This window comes from Daejeonella sp., from assembly GCF_044232565.1.
Classification (GTDB): domain Bacteria; phylum Bacteroidota; class Bacteroidia; order Sphingobacteriales; family Sphingobacteriaceae; genus Daejeonella.
This window is the reverse complement of the sequence record NZ_JBIILQ010000097.1, coordinates 1-9401: the sequence shown is the minus strand read 5'-3', so window position 1 is coordinate 9401 and position 9401 is coordinate 1. Positions and strand designations below refer to the sequence as shown.

Sequence of the window (9401 nt, the reverse complement as noted above, 5' to 3'; positions counted from 1 at the left end):
TTAATTTTTACAAGGATCTTACACCGATTGAAGATACACCAGCCTATAAATCAATGTTCCAAAGTCCCAATTTAAGTAGAGATCGGGGTGCTGGAAGACCAACAAAAAGAGATCGTAGAGAGATTGATGATCTTCAAGAGGGTTGGTTTGATTGATAATCTCATTAATAATACTCCATTTTTAGTGTGGATGTATCCAAGAGGATAAATTTTTACAAATTCAATTTAAAGGATATTGAACAATCCTTTAGGCTAAATTTATTTTATTGAATCCCCTCTTTTTTCTATAACGAAAAGATTGTGTGTGGTTATTTCAAGAAGGTTAAAGCTTTTTAACTATACAATAATAGAGCAGCTCAACTAGCATAAACTATACTACACCAAATCAGATCCATCAAAAAAAATCCTTGTCAGTTTTACATGACAAGGACTATATTTACAAATAAAAACGGTCAACCTATTTTAGGACGACTCAGGTTTAGAATTCTATTTTTTATTCTTTTTATACTCCGCATTTAAGCCTTCTAAAACTTGTTTAGTAACATCTAAGCTTTCATCGGCATATAATACTGCTGGATTAGACTTAGAATAAGTTAACACAATTTTATAACCTTTTTCTTTAGCATGAACCTTCAAGAAATCAGCAACTTTATTATAAAGTTTTTCATTTTCTGAGGCTTCTTCATTTGCTAAGGCATTTCCAGCATTTTGGTTATAAGTAGCCAATTCTTGTTGCTTTCTAGCCAAACGTTCTTCAGTTGAAGCACGTTGGTCTGCACTTAAACTACCAGCATTCTGTTGATAAGCAGCAACTTCACGTTGAAAAGCCGCTCCTTTTGCTTGAAGGTCTGCCTGCGCTTTTTTTGATTTTTCTTCAAAAACTTGCTGAACAGCCTTAAAATATTCATAATTTGTTAAAAGTGAGTCTGAGTTTACATAGACTACATCTAGCGTGCTTGCAGAAGTAACTGTTGAAGAGGCTTCACTTTTCGATTGTTCTTTGTTGCATGAAACAACAATTGAGGAAAGGGCAAAAATTGCTGCTATTTTACTAATGTTTGTTATTAATTTCTTCATGATTTTTATAAAAATTTAAACAAATATAAACTTTCAATTCATTATCTCAACCATTTAATTTAGCTTAGACCATCAATGAGGTCTGAGGTGTAATTTTATCCACAATGCAATAAATTCAATCTAAAATGGTTATTTTTGATCTTTGTTGTAATAAAAAACTATGAGCGAAGAAACAGAAGACAGATCTAATTATTCGGCGGATAATATACAGGTACTTGAAGGCCTGGAGGCGGTAAGAAAGCGCCCATCAATGTATATTGGTGATACCGGATTTAAAGGACTGCATCACCTTGTGTATGAGGTTGTTGACAATTCAATTGATGAGGCTTTGGCCGGTTACTGTTCTGACATAAAGGTTACCATTCATAAAGGTAATTCTGTTACAGTTACAGATAATGGTCGTGGTATTCCTACTGCCATACACACTAAAGAAAAAAGGTCGGCACTTGAAGTAGTTATGACTGTTCTTCATGCCGGTGGTAAATTCGACAAGGATACTTATAAAGTGTCTGGTGGTTTGCACGGTGTTGGGGTAAGTTGTGTGAATGCACTTTCTATTGCCCTTAAAGTTGTAGTTCAACGTGAGGGTAAAGTTTTTGAGCAGGAATATTCTTGTGGTAAACCCCAATACGATGTAAAGGTTGTTGGAGATAGTGACAAAACGGGTACAACCGTTACTTTTCAACCTGATCCAGAAATATTTACTCTAACTACAGAGTATAAATTTGATACTCTTGCCGCTCGTTTACGCGAATTAGCATATTTAAATAAGGGTATTCGCCTTTCATTAACCGATGAACGTGAAACTACTGATGATGGTTTATTCCTTTTTGAAGAATTCTTTTCAGAGGGTGGATTAAAAGAATTTGTAAAATATCTTGATGGCACTCGTACATCTATAATTCCTGAGCCAATTTATGTGGAAGGAATTAAGCAAGGTATACCTATAGAATTAGCCCTTCAGTATAATGATACCTATACGGAGAATGTTCACTCCTATGTAAACAATATAAATACCCATGAAGGTGGTACTCACGTTGCAGGATTTCGTCGAGGTTTAACTCGTACGCTAAAATCTTATGCTGAGAAATCGGGAATGTTGAAAAACATGAAGATTGAGATTACTGGCGACGATTTTAGAGAGGGACTGACCGCTGTAATTTCAGTTAAAGTTCAGGAACCGCAGTTTGAGGGGCAAACCAAAACCAAATTAGGTAATAATGAGGTTATGGGAGCCGTTGACGTAGCTGTTGGTGAGATTCTTGGTAATTACCTTGAAGAAAACCCGCGTGAGGCTAGAATGATCGTTAATAAGGTGATTCTTGCTGCTACAGCTAGAGCTGCTGCTCGAAAAGCACGAGAAATGGTGCAGCGCAAAACGGTAATGGGTGGTTCAGGATTACCTGGTAAACTTGCCGATTGTGCGAACAATGATCCTGCAGCATGTGAACTTTACCTTGTCGAGGGTGACTCGGCGGGAGGAACGGCAAAACAAGGTCGTGATCGTAATTTTCAGGCTATTCTTCCTTTAAAAGGTAAAATTCTGAACGTTGAAAAGGCAATGGAACATAAGATCTACGAAAATGATGAGATCAAGAATATGTTTACTGCCATGGGAGTTAGCATTGGTACTGCTGAAGATGCTAAAGCTCTTAACATGGAAAAATTGCGTTATCATAGAATCATCATTATGACCGATGCTGACGTTGATGGTTCTCACATTACCACACTTATATTGACCTTCTTCTTTAGATATATGAAGCCATTAATTGAATTTGGCTATATATACATCGCAGCACCTCCTCTTTATATGGTGAAAAAAGGTAAAGAGTTTCAGTATGCTTGGAATGATGATCAGCGTGATGCCGCAGTTCAGGCTTTGAAAGGTGCTGGTAAAGAAGAAAGTGTAAATATTCAGCGTTATAAAGGTCTCGGTGAGATGAACGCAGAACAATTATGGGATACTACTCTAAACCCGGAAACCCGTACTTTAAGAAAAGTAACCATTGAAAATGCTGCTGAATGTGATCATATTTTCTCCATGTTAATGGGTGATGATGTTGGTCCCAGACGTGATTTTATTGAGAAAAATGCAAAATATGCTCGAATTGATATTTAAGTCGAGCATTTAGGATAGAATTTAGCCCTTCAGTGTAAATTGAAGGGCTTTTTTATTGATGTTAAAAAAAAGAAAATTTCTAATTTATTAAATAGGATATCTTTTTAATAAAACAGTTTTAGTTTTAAATTTTTGTAATTGATAATTGCCTGGTGACTATTTAGTATGTCACCACCTATTACACCGATTACAGGAGGAAGGTTAAGAATTGAATAAGCTTCTTTAATAGTTGTTAAATCGAGTACCGCAGCTTCAAAATTCTTTAATTTCAACTTCCCAATCTTCATTTTGGGAAGAATAATCGTATGGCTTTCCATATTATTGGTGCCAAGTCCGGTCGAAACTCTGTCGGAAGCTAGTAACTCGCCGCTCTTTACATGATTCTCAATGGTTTCTTTATCAAATACTGTTTTTGAGGCACCTGTGTCGAGTACAGCTTGGTAGGATTGTCCAAAAACAACAACTTCCACTAATAAGTGGAAGCCGTCGTTATTTAAGTTGATTAGTTCTAATGGTACTGTTTTATGTTTCGCCATTAAAATAGCAATTATTAAATATGATTAGATTCTTTTAAAACCTCATTCATTGCTCTTACAGAATCTGCGCTTTTGTTAAATTCCGCTTGCTCTTCATCCGATAATTTAAAGTCTAGGATTTTCTCCCATCCATTTTTTCCTAGGATTACCGGAACTACTAATGAAATGTCTTTTTGACCATATTCACCATCTAGGGCAACACCACAAGAGATAAGTTTCTTTTCGTCACGAACAATGCTCTCAACCATTGCTGCAGTACCTGCACCTGGAGCATACCAAGCTGAGGTTCCAATAAGTTTTGTTAAAGTTGCACCACCAACCATAGTTGAAGAAACAACTCGTTCTTGTTGTTCTTTTGTAAGAAGCTGAGTAACAGGAATGCTATTCCATGTGGCATGGTTAATTAATGGAATCATTGTGGTATCTCCATGGCCACCAATAACAACAGCGTTAAGATCTGCAGGAGAGCAACCAAGCTCAATACTTAAATAATACTTGAATCGTGATGAATCTAAGGCGCCACCCATGCCTAAAATTTTATTTTTTGGTAAGCCAGAGGTTTTTAGGGTAAGGTAATTCATGGTATCCATCGGATTTGAAACCACGATAATAATTGTATTTGGAGAATATTTTAGGATGTTTTCAGTAACACTTTTTACAATATTAGCATTGGTGCCTATCAGTTCTTCCCTTGTCATTCCCGGCTTACGAGGCAATCCGGAAGTAATTACAACAACTTCTGAATCAGCAGTAGCAGCATAGTCGCTCGTTACACCCTTGATTTTTGTGTCAAAACCCAATAATGCAGAAGTTTGCATCATGTCGATTGCTTTTCCCTCAGCAAAACCTTCTCGGATGTCTAATAAAATAAGCTCTTCAGCTAGTTCTTTTCTAGCGATGTTATCAGCACAAGTTGCTCCTACGGCACCGGCTCCTACAACTGTAATTTTCATTTTATGATTTGTTTAAATTTGAGATTGGGTCATTCTGTGAAGCTAATGAATGCCATTTCTACACAGTTAAATTCAATTCTTTCGATGTTTTTTAGAAAGAACGAAATTATACCCCGAAGATAGAAAATTCAATCTTTTTTATGAAATTCTTTGCCATATTCCTGTAAGTTTTTTATTTCATTTCCAACAGCTTAAAATTCAAAAAAATGATCCTTTTTTAATTATTTTTTCTAAAAAACTCCTTAGATTAAGGTTTTGTATATTATCATAAAAATTAAATTTTTATTTTTTATGAACTCTATTTTACGGATCAATAATTTAAATTTTAATTTTCAACACTTCTTCTTGAGGCTCAAAAGATTTGTAAATTTGAGATTCATCCTAATAAAACAATATGCCTGATTTTTCGCACCTGCACGTACATACTCAATTTTCACTTTTGGATGGTGCTGCTGATATCTCACGTCTTTTCAAAAAAGCAAAAGCCGATGGAATGAAAGCAATGGCAATTACTGACCATGGAAACATGTTTGGTGTGTTTAAGTTTGTTGCCGAAGCAGGAAAGCATGGTGTAAAGCCAATTGTGGGATGTGAGTTTTATGTAGTTAATGATAGGCATGTAAAGCAATTCACCAAAGATAATCGGGATATTAGGCATCATCAGTTGCTTCTTGCGAAAAATGCTCAAGGCTATAAAAATCTGGTAAAACTTTGCTCACTTGGTTATATTGAAGGCCTATATAGTAAATGGCCACGAATTGATAAAAGTTTAATTCTTCAATACCATGAAGGATTAATTGCCACTACCTGTTGCTTAGGTGCATCAGTTCCGCAAACAATTCTGAAAAAAGGAGAGGCGGAAGGTGAAACTGAATTTAAATGGTGGCTAGATTTGTTTGGTGACGACTTTTATATCGAGCTTCAGCGTCATGATATTCCTGAGCAGGAGATTGTAAATGCTGTTCTACTCAAGTTTGCTAAGAAGTACAATGTTAAAGTCATTTGCTCTAATGATTCTCATTATGTTGATCAGCAAGATGCCAATGCACATGATATTTTATTGTGTGTGAATACTGGAGACATGAAGAGCACTCCAATTGCTACAGATGAGGAAGGTGGTAAGGGTTATCGTTTTGGTTTCCCTAATGATCAGTTCTTTTTTAAAAGTCAGGCAGAAATGGGTCAGGTTTTTCATGACCTTCCTGAGTCTTTAGATAATACCAATGAAATTGTAGATAAAGTTGAACACCTTCAGCTAAAGCGTGATATCATGCTACCCAATTTCCCAATCCCTGATGAGTTTAAGATACATTCTGGTGCCGAATCAGAAAATCTTAATCAATGGGAATACCTGAAAGACATTACTTTTAAAGGTGCAAAAAATAGGTATATAGATATTAGCCCAGAGGTAGAAGAACGATTAAATTTTGAGCTATTCACTATCCGTACCATGGGATTTGCTGGTTACTTCCTTATTGTAGCTGATTTTATTCGTGCGGGACGAGATTTAGGCGTGTTTATTGGTCCCGGAAGGGGCTCAGCTGCCGGATCCGTAGTTGCCTATTGCATCGGTATCACAAACATTGATCCCATAAAATACAATTTGCTTTTTGAGCGTTTCCTAAATCCGGATAGGAAGTCGATGCCCGATATTGATACGGACTTTGATGATGCTGGGCGTCAGAAAGTAATCGATTATGTAGTAGATAAATATGGTAAAAATCAGGTAGCACAGATTATTACTTATGGGTCGATGGCTGCTAAATCGAGTATAAAAGATGTAGCTAGAGTGCTCGATCTGCCTCTCGCAGAATCAAATATGCTCGCAAAGCTTGTCCCAGACCGACCAGGAACCAACTTGGTGCAGGTCATGACTGCTCCAATTGACACAGTTAAAAAAGAGCAAAATCCCGAAGATTTTGAGAATATTAAAACCCTCCGCAAAATTCTTGAAGATGGAAAAACCCTTCAAGCTGAAGTTTTGAGAGAAGCGATGGTATTGGAGGGTTCAGTAAGAAACGTAGGTGTGCATGCTGCTGGGATCATTATTGCTCCTTACGATTTAACCGATATTATTCCTGTTGCCACATCCAAAGAGTCAGATTTATTAGTTACACAATTTGATGGCCGTGTAATTGAAGATGCTGGAGTAATTAAGATGGACTTTTTAGGTCTAAAAACCCTAACCATCATTAAGGATGCATTGCGCTTAATTAAGCAAAATCATGATGTTGATATTGATATTGATTACATTTCATTAGAAGATCCCAAAACCTTTGAGCTTTATCAGCGCGGTGATACCAATGGAACTTTTCAGTTTGAAAGTGATGGTATGAAAATGTATCTGCGTGATTTAAAGCCGGATAAATTTGAAGATTTGATTGCAATGAACGCGCTATACCGCCCGGGACCAATTGAATATATCCCTAAGTTTATTAATCGTAAACATGGCCGCGAGGAAGTTAGCTACGATTTGCAGGATATGAAGGAGCACCTCGAAGAGACTTACGGGATTACAGTTTACCAGGAGCAAGTGATGCTTTTATCCCAAAAGCTTGCCGGCTTTAGTAAGGGAGATGCCGATGTGTTGCGAAAGGCAATGGGTAAGAAGCAGATTGAAGTGCTCAATAAAATGAAATCGCAGTTTATGGATGGCTGTAATACAAATGGTCATGATGCCAAAATTGCAGAAAAAGTTTGGACAGATTGGGAAGCCTTTGCGGAATATGCATTCAATAAATCTCACTCTACTTGTTATGCCTTTGTAGCCTATCAAACGGCTTATTTAAAGGCTAATTACCCTTCTGAGTTTATGGCTGCAGTACTTAATAATCAGAGTAATATCGAAAAAATATCTTTCTTCATGGAAGAATGTAAACAGATGGGTATTTCTGTTTTAGGTCCTGATATCAATGAGTCTGAATTAAGTTTTATTGTAAATAAAAAGGGGGAAGTCAGGTTTGGTATGTCTGGCATGAAGGGAGTGGGAGATAAAGCTGTAGAAAGTATTGTTGAAGAACGTAATGAAAACGGACTATATACAAGTATTTATGATTTTGCTCGTCGCTCAAGTTCCCGTTCAGTAAGTAAAAAGGTTTATGAAAACTTGGTTTATGGTGGGGCATTTGATTGTTTCGGACAAAAACGATCAGCTTTCTTTTTTAAGCCTGATGGAAGCTATTACAATGGAATAGAACGACTAATAAAATACAATAATGATTTTCAAAATAGCTTAAATTCTTCCCAAGCCTCCTTATTTGGTGGAACTAATGATGCGGAGATTTCAGAGCCACAGATGCCTGATTGTGAAGAATGGGGTTTAATTGAAAAGTTGAAATATGAAAAGGAATCCATTGGTATTTATCTCACTGGGCATCCTTTAGACAATTATAAGTTTGAGCTAGATCATTTCTGCTCTCATCAGGTGAAGCATTTAAGCTTAGTAAATCGTATGAAGGGCACCGAAATACGACCGGAGGATCAAGAGGAGTTTAAGAAAATTAGTAATCGTGATTTAATTGTCGGCGGACTAGTTTCTGCGTCTAGGCATGGCACCACGAAAACCGGTAAGCCTTTCGGGACTTTCATGTTTGAAGATTATGGTGAGACCTTTGAAGTGGCACTTTTTGGCGAAGATTATATCAAGTTAAAACAGTATCTTGAGGTAGGTCTTTTTCTTCAGCTACGAGGAATCGTAACGGAAAGGTTTAAACAAAAAGATAATTGGGAATTTAAGGTAAATAGCATTGTTTTGCTATCTGAATTGAGAGATAAAATGTCAAAAAGTCTGACAATACAGCTGCCACTTACTGAATTATCTATTACATTCATAAATAAAATGGATGAAATTATCAGATTGAATACCGAGCAGAATGAAAATAGAAACTGCCAGTTAAAATTCATGATTATGGATTATGAGGAGGAAACGATACTTGAGATGCCTTCTAAAATGGTAAGAATCAATCCAAGCAATGAATTTTTAGATGAAATTTCAAAAATGATTGGAGTGCGCTATAAGTTGAATTAATGTCACATTAGCAGTCTAAATTTGTGGCAGGAATATTGAATACTATATTTGAATTATAAACAAGAAAATTTATTATTATGGCATTAGAATTAACAGATGCAAACTTTGAAGAATTAGTCCTTAAATCTGATAAACCTGTATTGGTTGATTTCTGGGCAGAATGGTGTGGTCCTTGCCGTATGGTAGGTCCAGTTGTTGAAGAACTTGCAAAAGAGTTTGAAGGAAAAGCAGTTGTTGGAAAAGTAAATGTAGATAACAACCCAGGAATTTCAATGCAATTCGGAATTCGTAATATTCCTGCTCTTCTTTTTTTTAAAAATGGAGAAATTGTTGATAAGCAAATTGGTGCTGTGCCTAAATCTGTTCTAGCTGAGAAATTAACTAAGCAGTTGGTCTAATAAATTTATATCCTTTTAACAAAGAAGCTCCTGCAGTTAATCTGCAGGAGCTTCTTTGTTTTAGTTCTAAATAAAATATGATTTGAAATTTCTTTCACTTATTTCCAATACTCCAAGTATTCAGCTGGAATTTGCTTTTCAAGCATGTTTTTATAAATATAGCGCACATTATCCTGATTGCTATGTCTTGCTTTTTTTCCACCCCAGCCATGTCGCTCGCCTGGATAAAGCATAAATTCAAAATTCTTGTTCAAGTCTTGAAGTTTGTTGATTAGTTGAATGCTGTTTTGCA

The 9401-nt window shown here is 36.2% G+C and carries 7 protein-coding genes and 1 pseudogene; 4 read left to right on the top strand and 4 right to left on the bottom strand.

The features are described from left to right. Positions 1-155 (top strand): annotated as a pseudogene (locus tag ACILQF_RS06980) (RNA-binding S4 domain-containing protein); the annotation flags it as partial. Between the two features lie 330 nt (positions 156-485). Here ACILQF_RS06980 and ACILQF_RS06975 read toward each other — a convergent pair. After that, on the bottom strand, positions 486-1076 hold the full coding sequence (locus ACILQF_RS06975) for an OmpH family outer membrane protein (protein WP_395626699.1): 591 nt from the start codon (positions 1074-1076) through the stop codon (positions 486-488). A 160-nt stretch (positions 1077-1236) separates the two neighbouring features. Here ACILQF_RS06975 and gyrB point away from each other — a divergent pair, with 160 nt between their 5' ends. Further along, positions 1237-3195 (top strand): DNA topoisomerase (ATP-hydrolyzing) subunit B, encoded by a 1959-nt coding sequence (gene gyrB, locus ACILQF_RS06970; RefSeq protein ID WP_395626698.1) that lies wholly within the window; start codon positions 1237-1239, stop codon positions 3193-3195. Positions 3196-3299: 104 nt separating this feature from the next. Here gyrB and ACILQF_RS06965 read toward each other — a convergent pair whose 3' ends face one another. Beyond that, positions 3300-3731 (bottom strand): retropepsin-like aspartic protease, encoded by a 432-nt coding sequence (locus tag ACILQF_RS06965; protein WP_395626697.1) that lies wholly within the window; start codon positions 3729-3731, stop codon positions 3300-3302. A 14-nt stretch (positions 3732-3745) separates the two neighbouring features. Further along, positions 3746-4684 carry a malate dehydrogenase gene (mdh, locus tag ACILQF_RS06960; RefSeq protein ID WP_395626696.1) on the bottom strand — a complete coding sequence of 313 codons (939 nt, stop codon included), beginning with the start codon at positions 4682-4684 and terminating at the stop codon, positions 3746-3748. Positions 4685-5078: 394 nt separating this feature from the next. Here mdh and dnaE point away from each other — a divergent pair, with 394 nt between their 5' ends. Together dnaE and trxA are read left to right on the top strand one after the other, a co-directional pair. After that, entirely contained in the window at positions 5079-8711 is a 3633-nt protein-coding gene (dnaE, locus tag ACILQF_RS06955; RefSeq protein WP_395626695.1) for a DNA polymerase III subunit alpha, read from the top strand. A gap of 77 nt (positions 8712-8788) precedes the next feature. Continuing rightward, positions 8789-9109: a thioredoxin gene (trxA, locus tag ACILQF_RS06950; protein ID WP_395626694.1), complete on the top strand. Its 321-nt coding sequence runs from the start codon at positions 8789-8791 to the stop codon at positions 9107-9109. Between the two features lie 98 nt (positions 9110-9207). Here trxA and ACILQF_RS06945 read toward each other — a convergent pair. Then, a partial coding sequence (locus tag ACILQF_RS06945; protein WP_395626693.1) for an alpha/beta hydrolase family protein occupies positions 9208-9401 on the bottom strand: 194 nt, incomplete at its 5' end.